This is a genomic window from Geomicrobium sediminis, assembly GCF_016908595.1.
GTDB lineage: Bacteria > Bacillota > Bacilli > Bacillales > Marinococcaceae > Geomicrobium_A > Geomicrobium_A sediminis.
In genome coordinates this window covers 171,330-191,346 of sequence record NZ_JAFBEC010000004.1, presented here as the reverse complement: position 1 = coordinate 191,346, position 20,017 = coordinate 171,330, and the positions used below count along the sequence as shown (strand labels likewise).

17 protein-coding genes are annotated in these 20,017 nt (G+C 43.6%); all 17 read right to left on the bottom strand.

Annotation, left to right across the window (positions count from 1 at the left end; genetic code table 11):
- Positions 1 to 107 precede the first annotated feature (107 nt).
- The 17 genes from rny to asd all read right to left on the bottom strand — a co-directional run bounded on the left by rny (position 108) and on the right by asd (position 19,970).
- Positions 108 to 1,673, bottom strand: a complete 1,566-nt coding sequence (gene rny, locus JOD17_RS08510; protein ID WP_204697168.1) for a ribonuclease Y — start codon at positions 1,671 to 1,673, stop codon at positions 108 to 110.
- A gap of 409 nt (positions 1,674 to 2,082) precedes the next feature.
- Positions 2,083 to 3,135, bottom strand: a complete 1,053-nt coding sequence (gene recA / locus JOD17_RS08505; RefSeq protein ID WP_204697001.1) for a recombinase RecA — start codon at positions 3,133 to 3,135, stop codon at positions 2,083 to 2,085.
- A gap of 183 nt (positions 3,136 to 3,318) precedes the next feature.
- Positions 3,319 to 4,926 carry a DEAD/DEAH box helicase gene (locus tag JOD17_RS08500; protein WP_204697000.1) on the bottom strand — a complete coding sequence of 536 codons (1,608 nt, stop codon included), beginning with the start codon at positions 4,924 to 4,926 and terminating at the stop codon, positions 3,319 to 3,321.
- A 3-nt stretch (positions 4,927 to 4,929) separates the two neighbouring features.
- A complete protein-coding gene (locus JOD17_RS08495; RefSeq protein ID WP_204696999.1) occupies positions 4,930 to 6,171 on the bottom strand; it encodes a competence/damage-inducible protein A in 1,242 nt (413 codons plus the stop codon).
- An 18-nt stretch (positions 6,172 to 6,189) separates the two neighbouring features.
- Complete coding sequence (pgsA, locus tag JOD17_RS08490; protein ID WP_204696998.1) at positions 6,190 to 6,765, bottom strand: CDP-diacylglycerol--glycerol-3-phosphate 3-phosphatidyltransferase; 576 nt, start codon at positions 6,763 to 6,765, stop codon at positions 6,190 to 6,192.
- 146 nt (positions 6,766 to 6,911) lie between these two features.
- Positions 6,912 to 7,790 (bottom strand): helix-turn-helix domain-containing protein, encoded by an 879-nt coding sequence (locus JOD17_RS08485; protein WP_204696997.1) that lies wholly within the window; start codon positions 7,788 to 7,790, stop codon positions 6,912 to 6,914.
- A 15-nt stretch (positions 7,791 to 7,805) separates the two neighbouring features.
- The gene (locus JOD17_RS08480) at positions 7,806 to 8,582 is read right to left on the bottom strand and encodes a DUF3388 domain-containing protein (RefSeq protein WP_042361141.1); all 777 of its coding nucleotides are present in this window, start codon (positions 8,580 to 8,582) and stop codon (positions 7,806 to 7,808) included.
- A gap of 141 nt (positions 8,583 to 8,723) precedes the next feature.
- Positions 8,724 to 8,972 carry a DUF3243 domain-containing protein gene (locus tag JOD17_RS08475; protein WP_204696996.1) on the bottom strand — a complete coding sequence of 83 codons (249 nt, stop codon included), beginning with the start codon at positions 8,970 to 8,972 and terminating at the stop codon, positions 8,724 to 8,726.
- A gap of 68 nt (positions 8,973 to 9,040) precedes the next feature.
- A complete protein-coding gene (gene ymfI / locus JOD17_RS08470; protein WP_204696995.1) occupies positions 9,041 to 9,766 on the bottom strand; it encodes an elongation factor P 5-aminopentanone reductase in 726 nt (241 codons plus the stop codon).
- Positions 9,763 to 11,043, bottom strand: coding sequence for an EF-P 5-aminopentanol modification-associated protein YfmH (gene yfmH / locus JOD17_RS08465; protein WP_204696994.1), 1,281 nt, complete (start codon positions 11,041 to 11,043; stop codon positions 9,763 to 9,765). The genes ymfI and yfmH overlap by 4 nt, the downstream gene beginning before the upstream one ends.
- Positions 11,043 to 12,320: an EF-P 5-aminopentanol modification-associated protein YfmF gene (gene yfmF / locus JOD17_RS08460; RefSeq protein ID WP_204696992.1), complete on the bottom strand. Its 1,278-nt coding sequence runs from the start codon at positions 12,318 to 12,320 to the stop codon at positions 11,043 to 11,045. The genes yfmH and yfmF overlap by 1 nt, the downstream gene beginning before the upstream one ends.
- Positions 12,321 to 12,338: 18 nt before the next feature.
- A complete protein-coding gene (locus JOD17_RS08455) occupies positions 12,339 to 14,639 on the bottom strand; it encodes a DNA translocase FtsK (protein ID WP_204696990.1) in 2,301 nt (766 codons plus the stop codon).
- 145 nt (positions 14,640 to 14,784) lie between these two features.
- Complete coding sequence (locus JOD17_RS08450) at positions 14,785 to 14,988, bottom strand: YlzJ-like family protein (RefSeq protein WP_204696988.1); 204 nt, start codon at positions 14,986 to 14,988, stop codon at positions 14,785 to 14,787.
- Positions 14,985 to 15,692: a ClpP family protease gene (locus tag JOD17_RS08445; protein WP_204696986.1), complete on the bottom strand. Its 708-nt coding sequence runs from the start codon at positions 15,690 to 15,692 to the stop codon at positions 14,985 to 14,987. The genes JOD17_RS08450 and JOD17_RS08445 overlap by 4 nt, the downstream gene beginning before the upstream one ends.
- A 91-nt stretch (positions 15,693 to 15,783) precedes the next feature.
- Entirely contained in the window at positions 15,784 to 17,457 is a 1,674-nt protein-coding gene (locus JOD17_RS08440) for a ribonuclease J (RefSeq protein WP_204696984.1), read from the bottom strand.
- Positions 17,458 to 17,682: 225 nt separating this feature from the next.
- On the bottom strand, positions 17,683 to 18,909 hold the full coding sequence (dapG, locus tag JOD17_RS08435) for an aspartate kinase (protein WP_204696982.1): 1,227 nt from the start codon (positions 18,907 to 18,909) through the stop codon (positions 17,683 to 17,685).
- Positions 18,906 to 19,970, bottom strand: coding sequence for an aspartate-semialdehyde dehydrogenase (asd, locus tag JOD17_RS08430; RefSeq protein WP_042361132.1), 1,065 nt, complete (start codon positions 19,968 to 19,970; stop codon positions 18,906 to 18,908). Before asd ends, dapG begins: the two co-directional genes overlap by 4 nt.
- Positions 19,971 to 20,017 lie beyond the last annotated feature (47 nt).

The window sequence follows — 20,017 nt, the reverse complement described above, 5'->3', positions numbered from 1 at the left end:
CCTTTTTTCATGCGATGATACACTATACCCGCTTAAAAACGTGTTAAAACGCCTAGTGTACAGCATGTTTTTTCAGAAAAAAGTAAAGCAGCACATAGTGTGCTGCTTTACTTTGCGTAATCCACCGCCCGTGTCTCCCGAATTACGGTAATTCGGATATGACCCGGGTAGTCTAATTCGTTTTCAACTCGTTTCGTAATGTCACGAGCGAGACGATGAGCGAGCACATCGTCTACGAGATCCGGCTTCACCATAATGCGGACTTCGCGACCCGCCTGTATGGCATACGTCTTTTCAACACCATCAAATGATTCTGCAATCTCCTCAAGCTTTTCGAGTCGGCGTATATACGTTTCAAGCGTTTCACGTCTTGCACCTGGTCGAGCAGCTGATAACGCATCTGCTGCCGCCACGAGTGTTGCAATGACCGACGTCGCTTCTGTATCTCCGTGGTGAGAAGCTACACTGTTCACCACTACCGCATGTTCATTATATTTCTTCGTTAATTCAACACCAATTTCAACATGGCTTCCTTCAATTTCGTGGTCAATCGCTTTTCCAATATCATGGAGTAACCCGGCACGCTTCGCAAGCGTTACATCTTCTCCGAGTTCTGCTGCCATGAGCCCTGTTAAGTGCGCGACTTCTAACGAGTGTTTCAACACGTTTTGACCATAACTTGTTCTAAATCGAAGTCTTCCGAGAATCTTAATCAAATCAGGATGCAAGTTGTGAATGCCCATTTCAAATGTGGCTTGTTCACCATACTCGCGAATCCGTTCATCGACTTCACGTCTTGCTTTGTCAACGGTTTCTTCAATTCGTGCCGGATGAATACGCCCATCTTGCACGAGTCTCTCAAGAGACGTGCGTGCAATTTCACGGCGAATTGGATCAAAACCAGAAAGTATGACGGCTTCAGGTGTATCATCAATGATGAGATCAATGCCTGTCAACGTCTCGAGCGCGCGGATATTTCGACCTTCGCGTCCAATAATTCGACCTTTCATCTCATCGTTTGGTAAGTTCACGACAGAAACAGTCGTTTCTGCGACATGATCTGCAGCAAAACGCTGCAATGCAAGTGAAAGGATTTCTTTCGCTTTCTTGTTCGATTCTTCTTTTATTCGTTCGGTGTTCGACTTGATCATAACGGCTGAATCGTGTTCAAGTTCTTTCTCAAGGTCGTTTTTGATGATTTGTCTTGCTTCATCTCTCGACATGCCTGACACACGTTCAAGCTCTTCTTGTTGTTTTGCAATCAAATCTTCCATTTTACTGTTCATCGCTTCGGTTTCACGTTGCTTTTCAGCGAGAAACTCTTCTCGTTTTTCAAGTGTCTCTTCTTTCTTATCGAGAGATTCGCTCTTACGGTCGAGCGTTTCTTCTTTTTGAAGAAGACGACTTTCTTGCTTTTGAATTTCGTTTCTCCGTTCGCGAATATCGTTTTCGGCTTCGGATCGAATGCGGTAAGCTTCGTCTTTAGCTTCGAGGATCGATTCCTTCTTGCTAGCTTCAGAGTCGCGCTCCGCTTCTTCTATCATCTTCTTAGCAGCTTGTTCGGCACTAGAGATCTTTGCCTCGGCAATCTTCTTACGGATGATATAACCGATGAACCCACCGACAACTATCAGCAAAATGGAGATGATCACAAATACTGGATCGTTACCCATCAAGGATACACCTCCTTTGCTATAAAGTTGTTTCAATTCTTGCGGGCTTGCCGACGAAAAACGGAGAGAGCAGCTAGATCGGTGTTGGTCTTACATTTGGGTTTCATCTCATTGTCGTACCAAATGTTTCCATCTGCTTCCATCATTCATCATCATTTGTGCTATGAATGGATCATATATGAACAAAACTTGTTCAAGTTTATGAAAGAATGAAGAACTATATGCCGCTTGGATAATCTGTCAATAAATCAAACCTATAATGTACGGCGGCGACAAGCACTTTATTCATTCCATTTAATTGTATACTTCAATTCTTACAAATGTCAACAAACCTTTGCTCTAAAAACCGTTAAAACCCTTGCTATTAAAAAGAAAAGCAAGGGGTCGCTACCCCTTGCTCCTCGAACGTTTACTCTTGCTCTAAGTTCAATGCCATCTCTTCTTCTTTGTCGCCTTCTACTTCTTTTTCTTTCGAACCGTTTAGCTCAAAATGATCGCGAATCTTAAGCTCAATCTCAGAAGCTACGTCTTCATTCTCTTTCAAGTATTGCTTGGCGTTCTCACGACCTTGACCGAGTCGCTCACCTTCGTACGCATACCAAGCACCGCTCTTGTCGACAATTTCAATGTCAGTCGCAATATCAAGCAATGAACCTTCTCTAGAGATTCCCTCTCCGTACATAATGTCCACTTCCGCTTGACGGAACGGTGGCGCTACTTTGTTCTTTACGACTTTAAGACGTGTCTTATTCCCGACGATGTCATTGCCTTGTTTCAATGCTTCCGCACGACGCACTTCAAGTCGAACAGAAGAATAGAACTTAAGTGCACGTCCACCTGGTGTCGTCTCAGGATTTCCAAACATCACTCCGACTTTCTCACGAATCTGGTTAATGAAGACCGCAATGGCATTCGATTTACTAATCGCACCTGACAACTTACGAAGTGCTTGCGACATGAGACGCGCTTGCAAACCGACGTGCGTATCCCCCATGTCACCTTCGATCTCAGCCTTCGGTGTGAGTGCAGCAACAGAGTCAATAATTAAGATGTCAATCGCACCGCTTCGAATTAACGCTTCAGCAATCTCTAATCCTTGCTCTCCTGTATCTGGCTGTGAAAGAAGTAGTTCATCCGTATTCACCCCAAGGTTCCGCGCATAAACAGGGTCAAGGGCATGCTCTGCATCGATAAATGCAGCTTGGCCACCGTTACGTTGTACTTCTGCAATCGCATGAAGGGCAACTGTCGTCTTACCTGAAGATTCTGGTCCATACACTTCAACGATTCGGCCACGAGGATACCCACCTACTCCAAGTGCGATATCTAAAGCAAGTGCACCACTTGAAATCGTGGAAACTCGGCGCTCAGACTCTTCACCAAGCTTCATAATTGATCCTTTACCAAATTGTTTCTCAATGTTTCGAAGCGCTTGATCCAGCGCGACTTTACGATCATTCATTCTATTCGTCTCCTTTATATCTAAAAAATCACGTCGACTTTATCATCAATTCTCTACTAATTTCCCTCTGCTCACATCATAACGAACTTTTTTTCGTTTGCCAAGCAAAAATACGAACATTTATTCGATTTTTTTCGTCCCACAAGAAAAAGCCGCAAACAACACGTTACGGCTCTTTCCTATTTACGCTTTTGATGGGTTAGGCTTTCTGTTCTCTCGTTTCGGGCGAGGTTTTGCTGGTTCTAAGTTCACTCTTGCACCGTTTAAGCGTGAGTGGCGCAAGCCTTCGTACACAAATGGAGCTACAGCTTCTGGCACTTCAATGAACGTAAAATTTTCGAAAATATCAATGCGTCCGATTGATTTACCTGGAATGCCAACAGCGTTTGCTACTTCTTCAATTAAGATCTTCGGTGTCATGTTGACGTTTCGTCCGACGTTAATGAAGAAACGCACCATGCCTTTAGCAGCACCTGTGTCGCCAAAGCTATAGCCTTCCTCAGACAAGTTGTTCTCCGTTTGATAGTTCATTGAGAGAAGCGCTTGAATGATGTCTCGCTCATTGAACTCTTGCAACAGTTCATCGGTTAAGTCATCAAAGATCGATACGTCGTCTTTCGCCGAGATGACATTCGTAATTTGTGTTTTCCATGCGTCTTGTTGTTTCTCAACGACTTCTTCAATCGTCGGAATCTCACGCGTTGGAATTTGCATCTTAATTTCTTGTTCAATTGAACGAAGGTGCTTCATTTCACGCGGTGTGACGAGCGTTAGCGCTTGCCCTGTCTTTCCAGCACGTCCTGTACGTCCAATACGGTGTACGTAGGATTCTGGGTCTTGTGGAATATCGTAGTTGATAACGTGACTGACGTTATCAACGTCAATCCCCCTTGCAGCAACGTCTGTTGCGATTAAGAATTCAATGGAACTGTCACGGAACTTACGCATAACTGCATCACGTTGGGATTGTGTTAAATCACCGTGAAGTCCATCTGCGAAATAGCCTCTCGCTTGAAGCGATTCCGTTAGTTCCGCTACACCTTTTTTCGTACGAGAGAAAATAATTGCAAGCTCAGGACTATAACGATCAATAATCCGGCAAAGAGATTCTAACTTGTTTCGTTCAAGTACTTTAAAGTACAATTGCTCGATGCTCGGTGCTGTCACTTCACTTTTAGAAATTGAAACGGTTTTTGGTTGATTCATATAACGACGAGACAACTTACGAATTGGTCCTGGCATCGTCGCTGAGAAAAGCAGTGTCTGACGGTCTTTGTTCGTCTGCTTTAAGATTGATTCAATGTCTTCGATAAAGCCCATATCAAGCATTTCATCGGCTTCATCTAAAACAAACGTTTCCACTTGATCAAGCTTTAACGTTTTACGACGCAAGTGGTCTTGAATACGCCCAGGTGTTCCAATAACGACTTGTACTCCTCGTTTTAACGCTTTGATTTGATGGCCAATCGATTGACCACCATAAATCGGCAACGTCGTAAGCTTCATATGTGCAGAAAGCTTCTGAAGCTCTCCAGCAACTTGAATCGCAAGTTCTCGTGTTGGTGTTAAGACGATCGCTTGAACGTCAGAATTCGCTTGAATTTTATTGAGAAGCGGAATTCCGAAAGCCGCTGTTTTCCCTGTTCCTGTTTGAGCTTGACCGACAACGTCGTTTCCTTCTAGAACGATCGGAATCGCTTTTTCTTGAATTGGTGACGGCTCTTCAAAGCCCATGTCTTTGATTGCTTTTTTTAGTTGAGGTTTAATTGCTTCATGGTCGAATACATTCATCTATTAATCACCTTTTTTCTTTTGTAACAGTAGTACGTGACACGCTTCTTTCGCTGCACGCCTACGGATCGTTTCTCTCGTACCACTTAAGACTCGCTTAAAGACTGCAGTCTCGTTTCCATCTGCAACACCGATGAACAACGTTCCGACAGGAAGCCCTTCAAGCTCATCAGGTCCTGCAACACCGGTTAATGCAATGCCCATCGTTGAACCGCACCGGTCGCGCACGCCTTCTGCCATTTCTTTTGCACACTGTTCGCTTACTGCACCGTACGTATCAATGGTCGCTTGACGAACGCCTAACTGCGATACTTTCGCATCGTTGCTATACGTAACAAAACCACCGACAACGACTTGTGACGCACCTTTGATTGACGTCAAACTTGAGGCCAAGCCGCCACCTGTAATGCTTTCTGCAGTCGCAATCGTACTCTTCGTGCAAGCGAGTTCTTCTAATGCTTTTGAATAAAGACTGTCATTGTCAAAACCGTATAAATATTTGCCCACTCGAGCATAAATTTCTTGCTCCGTTGCGTCTAGTAACGCTTTTGCTCGCGCTGTATTCGTCTCGGTCACCGTAAGTCGGAGCGTGACCTCATCTTCCCCTGCGAGCGGGGCTATCGTTGGGTTCGTTTGTGCAGAGATCAAGTCTTGCAGTTTAGCTTCTAAACTGGATTCCCCAATTCCATAAAAACGAAGCACGCGTGATTCAAAGAAATTACCCGACGTATTCATCGTTGCTAAATACGGTTCCAATTCTCGCTCTACCATTGTCCGCATTTCCCTTGGAGGACCTGGTAGTAAACAATAAAGAACTCCTTCGTGCTCCAATGCCGAACCACATGCAAGTCCAGCGTGATTGTGAAACACGTGTGCACCTTCAAACGTGAGCGCTTGTTTTTTGTTGGCTTCACTTACAGTTCTTCCTCTTGAAGTGAAAAACTGCTCCACATGCTCAAGTGCCGCCTCATCATAGATGAGGGGAACTTGAATTAATTCTGATAATGCTTCACGCGTTAAATCATCTTCCGTCGGCCCGAGACCTCCAGTAAAAATAATCAGATCGTGGTGTTTTCTTGCTTCGATAATCGCCTGTTGTATTCGTTTTTTATTGTCACCGACGACCGTATGTTTGTATACATTCACTCCGTGATTTGCAAGTCGGCTAGAGATGTGCTGACCGTTTGTGTTCGCAATTTGACCGAGTAATAGTTCCGTTCCAACTGCAATAATTTCAGCATTCATTCAGCATGCCTCCTTCAATTAGGCATCTTTAAAAATGTGTTTGTTCTTCCAGAAATAATCGATTCCAGAAACAATCGTCAAAATGACGGCAATCCACATCAATAGATCTGCGAGTGGGAATCCCATGCCTTCAAACGGTGCGTTATGAACCATAAGAAAGAAGATCGCAACCATTTGAAAAACTGTTTTCCATTTCCCAAGTGGACTCGCCGCAATCACGGTTCCATCTGCAGCTGCAACGAGGCGCATACCTGTTACCGCAAATTCGCGAGTTAAAATAACAACCGCCATCCACGCAGGTAGCATATCAAGTTCAATGAGCGACAGTAAAGCCGCAGTGACGAGTAATTTATCCGCTAAAGGATCTAGGAATTTGCCGAAGTTACTAATTAGGTTTCGGCTTCTAGCTATGTATCCATCTACCCAATCGGTAAGCGCCGCAATGGCATAAATCAATGCCGCTACGAGATGATTAACCGGTATTTCGGAATCAAAAACAGAAACCGTTCCCCAATCAAAAGGATATAAAAAGACAAACATAAAAATAGGAATAAATGCGATTCGTGCGAGCGTAATCTGATTCGGTAAGTTCAAAACCGATCCTCCTTTTGCAAACACGCTTATAGTTTAACAGAAAAGCAAGTTAATCGAAAACAGGCGTCTTTATAGTCTACCGAAATGTAAGTCGATTGAAAAGAAAAACATAAAGTCTGCTACCGTCAAGTAGCAGACCGTACTCATTATTCTTCTAACTCTAATGTAATAAAGTGATGATGCGTATCCACTGGATATTCCAATTCTTCGCCATTGACCGTAATCGTTACACCATACGTATTCCCGACGTTCATCGTAATGGAATCTTGATCGTCAACTTCAAATGATTCATCACTTGAGAAAACGCCGTCCATGCCAATGACCGTTCCATTACGCTCGTCTAGAATTTGAATGTAACTCTCTCCATCAAATTCAAGATCAATCGCGAATGAATCACCAGTTACCGTAAACAATGACTCGTTATTGTTCGTCTCTTCAAACGTCAACGTCTCGTCCGTTGATGGCTCGTCTTCGTCTTCATTTTGAGCTTCATCGTCATCTTCAGTCGTGCCTTCGGTTGAAGATGTGTCTTCTTCGCCTTCATCATCGCCCACTTCGTCGTCTTCTTCCTCATCAGGTGTCGTTCCGACGATATTCATCGACTCTTCTTCAGGAGCCGCTTCATCTGTTCCAGATGGAAACGCCATAATCGCCCAAATCCCTGCCACAATGGCAATCAAGAACAATCCGATAAAAATAGCGGGCATGTAATTGCTTTTCTTCTTCCGTTCTTTCGTTCGTGTCTTTTGCTGTTCAACCCGTGAAGGCAGATCAACAGCTTCTTGTTTTGGCTTCGGTAAATCCGATTCAAATTGCTGGAACACTTCATCTGGTTCAAGACCGAGTGCTTCTGAGTAACTTTTAATGAAGGCTCGGGCATAAAATGCACCGGGCAAATCACCATAGTCGCCTGACTCAATGGCTAACAAGTAACGCTTCTGAATTTTCGTACGCTTTTGAACTTCTTCTAAATCCCAGCCAAACTCTTCACGCTTTGACTGCAAAAACTGACCTAATTCTGTCATCTTACCACCTTCTACCTAGCTAATATCAAAAGAGGAGAAACCTGACTCAACCATTTCATATGTGATCTTCTCTTTATCATTGTTCCTAAGTTCAATAATACAATCGAAATCTTGTAACGTATACGCAGTTTCACGAACAAATATGTCTGGATGCTCAACAACTTTTACAGCTGGCAATTGCATAATTTCATTCACTAAATTGCGATGCTGTTCGTTTGCTCTCATCGTCGTGACAATCCCATCAATGATGTAGACGAGATTTTCACCCCGTTCATCATCCGCAAGCTTCGAACGAACGGTTTGTCTAAGTAAAGTCGATGAAATAAACGACCAATGTTTGTTCGCGCAAACACTTGCTGCAACGATTGATTCGGTTTTTCCAACTCGTGGCATCCCACGAATTCCAACGAGATAATGACGTTCTTCTTTAAACAATTCAGCCATAAAATCAACGAGCAAGCCGAGTTCATCACGAACGAATCGATACGTTTTCTTATCATCCGCATCGCGTTCAATATAACGACCGTGCATCACCGCCAAACGGTCTCGTAAGCGCGGTTGTCGAATCTTCATTAACGTAATAATTTGCATCGTTTCTAATATGTCACGCAAGCGCGCGATGTTATCATCATTTGCAGAGCGAATGAGCATTCCTCGTCGGTTGTTCTCAACACCGTTAATCGTTACGATATTGATCGATAACATACCGAGTAGAGAGGAGATATCCCCAAGAAGACCGGGTCGGTTTTGATGAATTTGATATTCGAAATACCATTCTTTCTTTTCCGCCATAAATAGTGGCCTCCTTTAACTATATACATATATTGGTTAAGTATACATCTGTCATTTTACGTTATTTTCAACCATTTGAATAGTATTTTGTCTACAAACAAAAAACGCACCGACCAATGTTGGGATCGGTGCGCTTAACGTTTAATGTTTTTGTACGAGTTTGACCATCATGTTCGCAATCGCATGTTGTTCAGACTCGTCTGCGACTTTCCACATATCCGCTAGCACTCGTTCTTGTTCGTTTTGTGGTTCTACTTGATTCGCTAAATAATCGCCAACTTCAAATGCAACGTCAGAAACGACACTTTCATTTAGGCCGTCGTGTTGTGCAGATTCTAGGCGATCGCCTAAAAACGATTTCCAGTGGTCCCAATTCTCAAGAACAGACATGATCTTCCTCCTCCATTCATAAGTCACTACACGTGTAGTGTGAATCAAAGCGAGAAAATTATACATGCCTACCCGTTAAAGCCTCCATTGATGGAGAACACGTGGCCATTCACGTATGCCGCTTCTTCTGTAAGTAAGTACGAGCATGCCGAAGCGATCTGTTCTGGCGTTCCGAACATTCCTGCTGGAATTCGTGAAGTGAGTTCTTCTTTGTCATCAGCTGAAAACGAAGCCATCATGTTCGTTTCAACGACTCCAGGTGAGACGGCATTAACAGTAATCCCTGAGATTGCGACTTCCTTTGCTAACGCTTTAACAAACGCCAATTGGGCTCCTTTCGCCGTCGAATATAGAACTTCCATTGACGCCCCAACCTCACCCCAAATCGAGGAGATCAGAATGATTCGTCCTGATTTCTTTTGAATCATCGTTGGTAACACTCGTTTTGCAATCGCCATCGCAGAATAGACGTGATGGTGCATAAGGGCATCCCGTTCTTCATCCGTATAATCGGTATACAATCCATATAAATCGTGACCACTTGCGTGAATAAAAGCGTCGATCGGCACTTCAAGTTCATTAATAAAAGCTGACGTACTAGACGACGACGTTAAATCACCTTGAATTAACGTCACTTCGCTACCGCTTGCTTCACAGATTTGTTTTAGCTTTTCAGCACGTTCTTTTCCTTTAAAATAATGCAGGAACAAATGTGTCCCTGCATTCGAAAGCGACGTAGCGATCGCTTGACCGATTCCGCCACTTGCTCCAGTAATTAAAACGCTCTGTTTCACTTTGGCAATACCTTCATGATTGAGCTATGATCATCAACGAAGTGACGCTGAAGAACCTTTTCTAGATCATCAAGTGTTAACGCCTCAAGTTTTGGAACGACTTCAAACAAATCATCGTTATTCATTTCGTAGCGAGTGAATTGCGTTGCAATAAATTCCGAGCTGTTTAATTGTTTAAGGAAAGAACCGATTTTACGCTTTTTCGTAATCGCCATTTCCTCTTCACTTAATGCTTTTTGTTTGTAAGAGCGGATCGTCTCACGCACTTTCTTTACGAGAGCGTCTGGATCTTTCGTGTCGCCACCGATCGCTGAGAATCCAAACGAGCGCTCCATCGTAAAGTCCGTTGAAAATGAACTATCAATAATACCTTCACGATACATTTCTTCGTACGCCTCTGAGCTTGGTCCGAACATGATGTCTAAAAGCATTTGCATTGCGAGCTCATAGCTTAACCCTTCAAGCGGGTAATCGTCATTGGCTTCTTTAAATCCGAGCAACACTTTTGGCGTTTGCACGTTCATGTGAAGTGTATCTTCTTTTTTGTAGCTCGTTTCGGGCTCATCACCATAAATGCGTGTAATTTCCCCTTGCTCTTTGAACGTTTTTCCGGCTTGGTTTTCTTTTACGAGCGATAGCATTTCGTCTGGGTCAACTGGACCGACGATAAAGAGAACCATGTTTGATGGGTGGTAAAACGTCTCATAACATTGATACAACATATCTTTTGTAATGTCTTGAATGGAGGAGACCGTACCGGCAATATCTACGCGTACGGTGCTTTTCTCATAAAGAGCCGCAATCAGTCCGAAAAACAAGCGCCAGTCTGCGTCGTCTTCATACATACGGATTTCTTGTTCGATAATGCCCTGCTCTTTTGCGACAGATTCCTTAGTGAAATAAGGCTTTTGCACGAAATCAATGAGTGTTTTTACGTTGTCTTTGACGCCACTCGTGCTTGAGAACAAATACGCAGTTCTCGTAAAACTCGTAAACGCATTCGTCTGCGCCCCGCGACGAGAAAACGTATCGAACACATCTCCTTCTTCGTCTTCAAACAACTTGTGCTCAAGAAAATGAGCGATCCCATCGGGAACTTTTACGACTTCATCTTCATTCATTGGCGTAAATTGATCATCAATCGAGCCGTAATTCGTCGTGAAGATGGAGAAAGTTTTGTTGTTTTCATGACGCGGCAAGATGTAGACCTTTAGGCCATTGTCGAGCGTTTCTTTATATAACGTTTCGCCGAGCTGTTCGTAATGTAGTTTTTCCATTATGCACGCTCCTCCTTACCCGTTAACAAGTACACTGTATCTAATTCAATCGCTTTTGAGACGCGTTCAACGTCTTCACGCGTAACTGCATCAATTTCATTCACTCGCTCTTCAACAGAGCGTTCTCGACCAGTGAGGACATTTTGATACATTAAATCAATATTGCCCCGGGCAGTATCGACTTGTTCTAGAATTTGATTTTTAATCATTAGCTTTGTTGTCGTTAGTTCATCCTCGGTGAAATCACCCGCTTTAAGGGCGTCGAGCTGTTCGGTCATAATCTTTGTTGCTTTTTCAAACTGCTCAAAACCGATCCCAGCCATTGCAAAAATTAAGCCTTTATACGGTTCATACCGAGACGCCGCATAATACGCCAAGCTTTCCTTTTCTCGCACGTTTACGAATAACTTTGAGTGTGGAAACGCACCGAAGATCCCGTTCGCAACAAGAACAGTTGCATACTCCGCATCACTTGCCGTATACGGAACACGAAAACCTAAATGCAGTTTTGCTTGTTGCAAGTCTTGATGCTCAATGACTTCACGACCGTTATTCGTTGAACCGTTCACCGTTGTGCTCGTTTTAACCGCTCGGCTTTTAAACGATGCTTTTCTCTCATTTAAAACTGGCGTTAATTCGTCTACTTTCCCTGGACCCGTGATAAATAAATCAAATTGATCGTTTTCAAGCAGTGATTCATACGCTTGTTCTAAGTCTTGTGTAGTAAGTGCTTCGACTTCATCGTACGAACCATAGGGGTGAATGCCATACGTTTCGTCTTTGCACATTTCTTCAATAAGGCGACCGTTCGCATAGCGCACTTTATCGTCTGCGATATTTTTGATTTTACTTTTGAGTGCTTGCTTTTCTTCGTAAACGATGCTTTCTTTAAACGTTCCGTTTTCACGCACCGGCTCTAAAAGTGCTGACGTTAAAAACGTGAGCGCCTTTTTCACGAGTGGTTCGTCTTCTTGTTGTAAGAACTTCTCGTGAGGCACTTCCATGAAAAACGTGAGAAAGTGCTGCTCACCTTTTTTACTAACATCACCGCCGAATGATGCACCGTACAACGAGTCTAAGTGTTTGCGAATCGCACGTCTTGACGGAAAGTTATTCGTTCCAGCTTGTAACACTTGCATAAGAAGTGCACGAGCTGCTGCTGAACCTTTTTCTAACGGTGCTTTAATTTGCAAGACAAACGTCGTCGTTTTGTATTTCTTACTCGGTTGAAAATGAACATTCATGCTACCGACTTGAAAAGTTTCTACTTCTGCCATGTACATCACCTTTTCTATTTACTTCGCATCTGTCATGTCTTCTGAATCCATTCGTTTTAATACTTCTCGCGGTTTCTTACCTTCATAAGGTCCGACAATTCCTTGTGCTTCCATTTCATCAACGAGTCGCGCTGCTCTCGTATACCCAATTCTAAATCTACGTTGTAGCATTGAGACCGATGCGGTGTTCATTTGCATAACGAGGTCGACTGCATCGTAAAACAGTTCATCGGTTGGTTCTTCGTGCGTCTCAACGACATCGTCTGGCGTCATTTCTTCTTCGTATTGTGCTTTTTGCTGATCAATGACAAAGTTAACGATCTCTTCTACTTCATCATCTGAAATAAATGCACCTTGTATTCTCGTTGACTTGTTAGCACCTACTGGTAAAAACAACATATCGCCTCGGCCGAGTAACTTCTCCGCACCTGACGAATCAAGAATCGTTCTTGAATCAGTCGAACTCGATACGCCAAACGCAATGCGTGATGGGATATTCGCTTTAATGACACCTGTAATGACATCGACTGAAGGACGCTGCGTTGCAATAATCATATGAATGCCTGCAGCACGAGCCATTTGCGCTAAGCGCGTAATCGCGTCTTCCACATCGCTTGAAGCGACCATCATTAAGTCGGCGAGCTCATCGACAATCACGACGATATAAGGTAAAAGAGGTTTTTCCTCTTCTTCGTCTTTCTCATTGTGCTTCCGGACCATCGCATTATACCCTTCAATGTTCCGGCTACCGCTATGAGAGAACAAATCGTAACGACGCTCCATTTCAGAGACGACCTTTTTCAGTGCTTGAGCTGCTTTTTTCGGTTCGGTCACGACCGGTGTTAATAGGTGCGGAATACCGTTGTACACATTCAGTTCAACCATTTTCGGGTCAATCATCATCAGTTTCACTTCATGAGGCTTTGCTCGCATTAATATACTCGTAACAATGCCGTTAATGCAGACACTTTTCCCGCTACCTGTTGCTCCCGCTACGAGAAGGTGCGGCATTTTGTTCAGTTCTGCCATCATCGGCTCACCTGAAATGTCACGCCCGAGCCCGACAGATAATACACTGTCACTGCTTGAGCCTTCAATCACTTCGCGTAAAGTAACCATCGCAACATCTTGGTTTGGTACTTCAATTCCGACGGCGGATTTCCCTGGTATTGGCGCTTCAATTCGAATGTCTTTGGCAGCAAGTGCCAAGGCAATGTCATCGGTTAAACTGACAATCTTACTGACTTTTACGCCAACCGCAGGTTGTACTTCGTATTTGGTTACAGCAGGTCCTAAATGAACTTCGTTCACTTGAGCTTGTACACCAAAGCTCTTTAACGTATCTTCAAGTTTCTTCGCGTTCGTAGACACTTGATTACGATCACTCGTTTGATGATTTTGCACCGGAGATTGTAACAAATCGATCGCTGGAAGCTGATAATCTTCATTTGAGCGTTCGGTCGTAACGAGCGGTGCCATTTCATCGTCTTGATCGTCTTTTCTCTCTGACGCTCTTCTAGGTTTCGCATCTTCCTTCGCATACGTATTCTCTTGGAAGTTATGGATCACAGGACGCTCATGATCTGTGGTTGCTTGCTTTTGCTCTTGCACTGATCGTTCGCCTTTGTTCTCTGCAACTGGCTTCGTCTTCGCTGTTGTCTGTTGTTGATTAGTCGTTGTGGTTTGATTATTTTTCACTTTCGTCTGAATCCCTTTTGTAAAGTTCCAAACGACTCCTGCTCCGTATCGCACTTTTGAGGAAGCATAGTCGTACACATCGCGAATCGACTTGCCACTGAGTAAAATAAACGAGACGACGAATAAAATAATTCCAACTGCAAACGTTCCTTCAACATCAAACAAAAACGTACCCGTTGCATACCCAAGTGCACCGAGCATACCTCCACCGAGATCATCCGCTTGTCCGAGTAAATCCATGCGATAAAGTTCTAACGTGTTGATTAACACGGAACCGTTCGAAAAGGGACCAACACTTTGTAAGTTCTCAAACAAACTTAAATGTGTATATAAAAGGACCGTAAACATCGCTAAATAGAGACCTGTAAGTCGCTTTGTCCAAACTTTAGGTAACACTCGTTTAAAAATTAACGTGAGCGCAAACAAATACAACAAGAAGGTGATAAAGTGATACCATTCCCCTGCAAAAAAACGAAACAACTGAATAAGAATCGTACCTACTGAACCAAAATTAAACGTCGCAATGAGCGCGAGCATGACAATCGCAATTCCGCTCAACTCAAACTTCAATTGCGTCGTCCAATCTTGTTGCTTTTTCTTTTTCTTCTTTTTCTTCCCCACTGCACTCCTCCCCCTAACAAAAATCAAGCATGGTCAGAGATGGCATTGCTGGTTTATTATAACATAAACCGCTTCTTTCAAAGCTTACAAACGTCTTACATCGCTTGCGATCATAAAAAAGATGAGCAACATATCGTTGTTCATCTTAGCTGTTCCAAAGTGTACCCGGTTCGTATTTTGGGTCTAAATAATCACTTGGGTTCGGACTGATCAATTTTCCGACCACCCATTCACCTTCAAGGTTTTTCTCAAGCATAACGACACCTGTTTCAGTTTCTACGTAACATGATTCAGTTCCTTCTTCATTCGGAAAAATTTCTTCATAAGCAAGTGGGGTATATAAAATCATTGCAAAGGTGCCTCACCTTCATCGATCAATTGTCGTAATTTCTGAATTGCAGGACCTAGCCCGCCTACCTCATCAATCAATCCATATTTAACCGCATCTTGTCCGACAACATTCGTACCAATATCCCTCGTTAAATTTCCTTTGTCGAACATTAATTCTTTGAACAGATCATTTTTAATGTTTGAGTGACCAGTCACAAATTGAATCACGCGCTCTTGCATTTTCTCAAGGTATTCAAACGTTTGTGGCACACCAATGACTAGGCCATTCAAACGTACAGGGTGAATCGTCATCGTTGCAGTTTCTGCAATAAATGCGTAGTCTGCTGCAACCGCGACGGGTACACCAATTGAATGGCCGCCACCGAGAACAATCGTTACGGTCGGCTTGCTCATGCTTGCGACCATTTCTGCAATCGCAAGTCCTGCTTCCACGTCACCACCAACGGTATTTAAGACGAGCAATAATCCTTTAATTTTAGGATTTTGTTCCGTAGCGACGAGTTGAGGCAAGATGTGCTCGTACTTTGTCGTTTTATTTTGTGGGGGGAGTTGCATATGACCTTCAATTTGTCCGATGATCGTGATGCAATGAATATCGGATTGCTCTGCGGTCGGCACGCTCGTTTGGCCAAACGCTTGAATTTTGTCGACAACGTTATCCGACTTTTTCCCTTTATCGGGCGCAGGTTGTTCTTCAGGCATAAAAAAACCTCCTTTTCCCACTTAGTATTGATCTCATCGAACGGTTTATACACCAAAAAACACCCGCTGACAGATCAGCAGGTGTTCGTTATTACACTTCCATAATAATAGGTAAAATCATCGGACGGCGTTTCGTTTTGTCATAAAGGAAACGACTTAATACGTCACGCACGTTGCTTTTTAGTGAAGACCATTCGTTTACGTTGTCACTCATACACGTTTTTAACGTGTCGGAGACTTTTTGTTTTGCTTCTTCAAGCAGTTCCTCAGATTCTCTCACGTAGACGAACCCACGAGAAATAATGTCTGGTCCTGAAACAAATTCGCTCGTCTTTTTGTTAAGTGTCACAACGACGACGAGAATTCCGTCTTTAGAAAGCAAACGGCGATCACGCAAAACGATGTTTCCAACATCACCGATCCCTAGTCCGTCAATCAAGACGTTCCCGGCAGGTACTTTTGACGCTTTAATTGCTTTTTTGTCTTCGAACATAAGCACGTCACCGTTATCCACAATATGAATACGATCGCGATGAACACCTGTCGTCTGTGCAAGTTGCGCGTGGGCAAATTGCATGCGGAACTCACCTTGAATCGGCATGAAGTGTCTCGGTTTCATGAGGTTAAGCATGAACATGAGTTCTTCTTGGCTCGCATGACCAGATACGTTTACTTGCGGGTATTTTGTAACAACTTCTGCACCTAGTTTGTACAACTGATCAACGACACGTCCAACCGACTTCTCATTGCTCGGTGATGGGCTCGCAGAAATAATCACCGTATCTTTCGGTAAAATCGAAAGTTGACGATCGCTACCCTTTGCCATTCGATGAAGTGCAGATACTGGCTCGCCTAAACTTCCGGTACAGAGTACAGCGACTTCATCGGTGTTATATTGACTGAGTTCATCTACAGAAATGACGAGGTTTTTAGGCACACGTAAATAATTTAAGCGTTTTGAAATATCAATGACCTTCATCATTGAATCTCCAACGATGGCAAGCTTACGCTTCGTTTCATTTGCCGCATCAATGACTTGTTGAATACGATACACATTGGATGAATACGTACTAACAATGACGCGCCCTTCTGCTTCACGGAACATACTCTTAATTCCCGCTTCTGTATCTTTCTCAGACGGCGTTGTACCCGGCACTTCAGCATTTGTACTATCTGAAAGCAATACGAGTACACCTTTTTTACCGTAATCGGTCATGCGACCAATATCTGAGAATTTGCGGTCTGGTGGTGTTTGGTCGATCTTAAAGTCACCCGTGTACACGACATACCCTTGCGGTGTCTGAATGGCAATTCCTAAACAATCAGGAATGCTGTGGTTTACTCGGAAAAACTCAACGCGAATTTTCCCTGCTTTCATGTTGCCACCAGGTGAAACGACCTTTAACTTCGTTTGATCGGATGGGTTTTTCGCTTTAAGATCATCTTCAATAAGTCCGATCGTTAACTTTGAACCGTATACAGGGACTTGCAGTTTATCAATAATGTAGGCAAGCGCACCTGTGTGATCTTCGTGTCCGTGTGATAACACGATGGCTTTTACTCGGTCTTTATGTTGTACCAAATAAGAAATATCAGGAATTACGACATCAATTCCGAGCATATCATCTTGTGGAATCATTTGACCTGCATCTAGTACAATCATTTCTTCATCAACTTCTACAACGTACATGTTCTTGCCCGTTTCCCCGAGTCCGCCCAGGGCAAACACACGTACTCGACTTTGTGTCTCTTCTTGCTTAGACATGTGTTCCTCCTACTTCATCTATTCTAGTTGTTGTCGCTTTTCCGTCTAAGCGACCTGTCCGTCTATAATCGCAAAAACATGCTACATGCTTATGCACCTTAACCGAACGAATGAACTGCTAGTAGTATAACTCAATACGTCGGGATAAAACAAGTCAGAACAAGGCAAATATAGGCATAGAAAAGCCCTAATGACCTTTAATCATTAGGACTTTGTTGATGTTTATTACGAGTTCTGTTCTTCTGCAAGTCTGAACATATGATGCAGTGCGTTTACTGCGACGTCCATTTCATCTTCACGTACGAGCACCCAAATCGTCGTATGTGAATCGGTCGCTTGAAGAATTTCAATCTCTTCTTGATGTAGCGCTGTCGTAATCTTTGAGACGACCCCAGGAACGCCAGTCATCCCAGCACCAACGGCACTTACTTTCGCACATCGTGGCAAAAGATTTGCTTTGTAACCGAGCATTTTTACCGCTTCTTGCACATGCTGTTCTTTATGCATAGGTACGGTAAAGACGACCTCATAACGACTAATGTTAATAAAGTCTACGCTAATCCCCTCAGCAGCAAGCTTCGTAAAGATTAAAGATGCTGCTCCGTGGTCATCTTCAGCTTTTTGAACGGTTACTTGCGATAAATCTTTGACATACGTAATGCCTGTGACGAGCCGCTCCTCAACATCGCTACCAGGAAGTTGATCTCTAGACATCGTAATTAATGTACCGGTTGAATCAGACTGCAAAGAGCGAATACGGAGTGGGATCTTTGCGTACATCGCAATCTCGACCGCTCTTGGATGAATCACTTTAGCCCCTTGATATGCCATATTGCTCACTTCTGAGTACGTGAGCGTCCTTAATGGCTTCGCATCATTTACGATGCGAGGATCAGCTGTCATAATGCCATCCACATCGGTGAAAATATCGACATACTTCGCATTTAAAGCCGCACCGAGCGCCGTCGCTGACGTATCACTTCCGCCACGTCCAAGCGTCGTTAACTCGCCCTTCGTTGACTCACCTTGAAAACCAGCGACAACTAAAACGTCACTTTCTTTGAACCGTTCGAGAATCGCATCGGTTTTCATTTCTGTAATACGCGCATTTCCAAACGTGTCGTTCGTTACAAACCCGGCCTGCTTGCCTGTAAGCGCACTCGCTTTCAAACCTTGACCGATGAGGAGGTTCGTAAACACGACGCTTGAGATAATCTCCCCACACGATTGCAACAAATCTTGCTCACGCTTAGGAACGTGCGCATCATTTCCATCGATTAATCCGAGCAATGTGTCTGTGCTGTACGGGTCGTTACTGCGCCCCATTGCGGAGACAACAGCGACAACTTTGTGTCCACTTTCAACAGCAGAACGCACGTGCTGAGCTGCAATTTCTCGCAACTCAGCCGATTGTACGCTCGTTCCGCCAAACTTTTGAACGACGATTGTCATGATGATTGTCCTTCTTTAACAATACCTAACTTGATCAGGCTTTCTGCAATTTGCACTGAGTTATACGCAGCTCCTTTTAACAAATTGTCAGAAACGATCCACATGTGGTACGCATTGTTTTTGTCGAGGTCTTTACGAATACGTCCGACAAATACGTCTGGCAATCCTACAGATGTTGTCGCTAACGGATACGTTTGCGTGGATGGATCGTCTTGAAGCGTAATACCAGCACCTTCTGAAAGGATCGCTTGGATTTCTTTTACGCTTTTTCCTTCTCCATCTGTCTCGATGTAAACGGACTCCGAGTGACCTGTCTCAACTGGAAGTCTTACACAAGTAGCAGCTACTTCTAGTGCATCGTCATGCATAATTTTCTTCGTTTCATTGATCATTTTCATTTCTTCAAACGTATATCCATTCTCTTCAAAAAGATCAATTTGTGGGACCGCGTTAAAGGCGATTTGATAGTGTTTCTTATCACCAGACACTGGCAACACTTTAGGATCAATTTCTTTTCCTTCAAGAACATCCTTTGATTGTTCTCTCATTTCTTCAATCGCATCAAGACCCGCACCTGAAACGGCTTGGTACGTTGACACGATCACTTTCTTTAACCCGAGCGCTTTCTTGATTGGCTCAAGCGCTACGACCATTTGAATCGTGGAACAGTTCGGGTTCGCAATAATTCCGTTGTGACCCTTTAAGTCTTCTTCATTTACTTCTGGTACAACGAGTGGTACATTTTCGTCCATACGAAACGCACTTGTATTATCGATAACAATGGCGCCACGCTTGACAGCTTCTGGAGCCAGTTTCTTTGAAATTGAACCGCCTGCTGAAAACAGGGCAATTTGCATACCTTCAAACTGCTCGGGAGCAGCTTCTTCAACCGTATACGTCTTGCCTTTAAATACAATCTCTTTTCCAGCGGAGCGAGGTGATGATAATAATTTAAGAGAGCGAACCGGGAAGTCTTTTTCTTCGAGTGTTTTTAGCATTTGTTGTCCGACTGCACCTGTGGCACCGACAACTGCTACATTATAACCTGTGTGTTCTGTCATTTGTTTAGTTCCTCCTCAAGTCATTCAACAATGTGCATTGATTCGTA

Excerpts from the sequence above, each read along its gene's own strand:
- JOD17_RS08495 (WP_204696999.1), bottom strand. The coding sequence starts at position 6,171 with ATGAATGCTGAAATTATTGCAGTTGGAACGGAACTATTACTCGGTCAA.
- asd (WP_042361132.1), bottom strand. The coding sequence starts at position 19,970 with ATGACAGAACACACAGGTTATAATGTAGCAGTTGTCGGTGCCACAGGT.
- yfmH (WP_204696994.1), bottom strand. The coding sequence starts at position 11,043 with ATGGAAAAACTACATTACGAACAGCTCGGCGAAACGTTATATAAAGAA.
- JOD17_RS08440 (WP_204696984.1), bottom strand. The coding sequence starts at position 17,457 with ATGTCTAAGCAAGAAGAGACACAAAGTCGAGTACGTGTGTTTGCCCTG.
- JOD17_RS08475 (WP_204696996.1), bottom strand. The coding sequence starts at position 8,972 with ATGTCTGTTCTTGAGAATTGGGACCACTGGAAATCGTTTTTAGGCGAT.
- dapG (WP_204696982.1), bottom strand. The coding sequence starts at position 18,909 with ATGACAATCGTCGTTCAAAAGTTTGGCGGAACGAGCGTACAATCGGCT.
- yfmF (WP_204696992.1), bottom strand. The coding sequence starts at position 12,320 with ATGGCAGAAGTAGAAACTTTTCAAGTCGGTAGCATGAATGTTCATTTT.
- rny (WP_204697168.1), bottom strand. The coding sequence starts at position 1,673 with ATGGGTAACGATCCAGTATTTGTGATCATCTCCATTTTGCTGATAGTT.
- recA (WP_204697001.1), bottom strand. The coding sequence starts at position 3,135 with ATGAATGATCGTAAAGTCGCGCTGGATCAAGCGCTTCGAAACATTGAG.
- JOD17_RS08485 (WP_204696997.1), bottom strand. The coding sequence starts at position 7,790 with ATGACAGAATTAGGTCAGTTTTTGCAGTCAAAGCGTGAAGAGTTTGGC.
- JOD17_RS08445 (WP_204696986.1), bottom strand. The coding sequence starts at position 15,692 with ATGCCTGAAGAACAACCTGCGCCCGATAAAGGGAAAAAGTCGGATAAC.
- JOD17_RS08500 (WP_204697000.1), bottom strand. The coding sequence starts at position 4,926 with ATGAATGTATTCGACCATGAAGCAATTAAACCTCAACTAAAAAAAGCA.
- JOD17_RS08450 (WP_204696988.1), bottom strand. The coding sequence starts at position 14,988 with ATGATTTTATATACCCCACTTGCTTATGAAGAAATTTTTCCGAATGAA.
- JOD17_RS08480 (WP_042361141.1), bottom strand. The coding sequence starts at position 8,582 with ATGGCGGAAAAGAAAGAATGGTATTTCGAATATCAAATTCATCAAAAC.